Source organism: Actinacidiphila sp. bgisy144, from assembly GCF_057708105.1.
Genome location: NZ_JBYIRM010000113.1, coordinates 1 through 647, shown reverse-complemented (window position 1 = coordinate 647; position 647 = coordinate 1). Strand labels below are relative to the sequence as shown.

Below are 647 nucleotides of genomic sequence, written 5' to 3'. Positions count from 1 at the left end.
TCCAGGGCGGCCCGGTGACCCTGCGCGGCACCCGCACCACCATCAAGCCCGCCAAGGGGCACGCCGCGGAGCGCGCCGCGATGCGCGCAGGACGATGGGCCCTCGACCACCCGGGCGCCTGGCGCGCCACCCGGCGCATGGCCGGCGCCACCCGCCGGCTCCACCCGCGGCGGCTGCCGCTGCCCGGCCCCGCGAAGGCGTGGAGCGACGCCCGCGACCTGCCCGCCGTGCCCACCGGCAGCTTCCGCAGCTGGTGGCAGCAGCGCGAACGGCAACCCCGCGCAGAGCAGCCGGGCGCCCAGCAACCCCGCGCAGACCAGTCACGCGCGGAACAACCCCGCGAGCCGCGCCCCGAGCACGGCGCCCCGCGCGGAAAGGACGAGCGGCCGTGACCGACGACAACCCCGGCCGCACCGAGATCCTGCGCCGTATCCGCGCCGCGCTCGCCGACGTCCCCCGCACCCCCGGCGCCACCGGCGCCCCCGACACCAGCCGCATCCCCCGCGACTACCTCAACTCCCACGTCCCCGACGACGCCCCCACCACCCTCACCGACCTCCTCGCCACCCACATGACCGACTACCGCGCCCACGTCCACCGCACCACCACCGACCAACTCCCCCACACCATCGCCCAACTCCTCACCA

The 647-nt window shown here is 77.1% G+C and carries 1 protein-coding gene and 1 pseudogene; both read left to right on the top strand.

All coding sequences use genetic code 11. The annotated features are described in order from the left end of the window. On the top strand, positions 1-392 hold a 392-nt coding region (locus tag AC3EVP_RS36950; RefSeq protein ID WP_435138190.1), incomplete at its 5' end, for a lactate utilisation protein LutB domain-containing protein. Then, positions 389-647 (top strand): annotated as a pseudogene (locus tag AC3EVP_RS36945) (hypothetical protein); the annotation flags it as partial. The gene AC3EVP_RS36950 and the pseudogene AC3EVP_RS36945, both read left to right, overlap by 4 nt.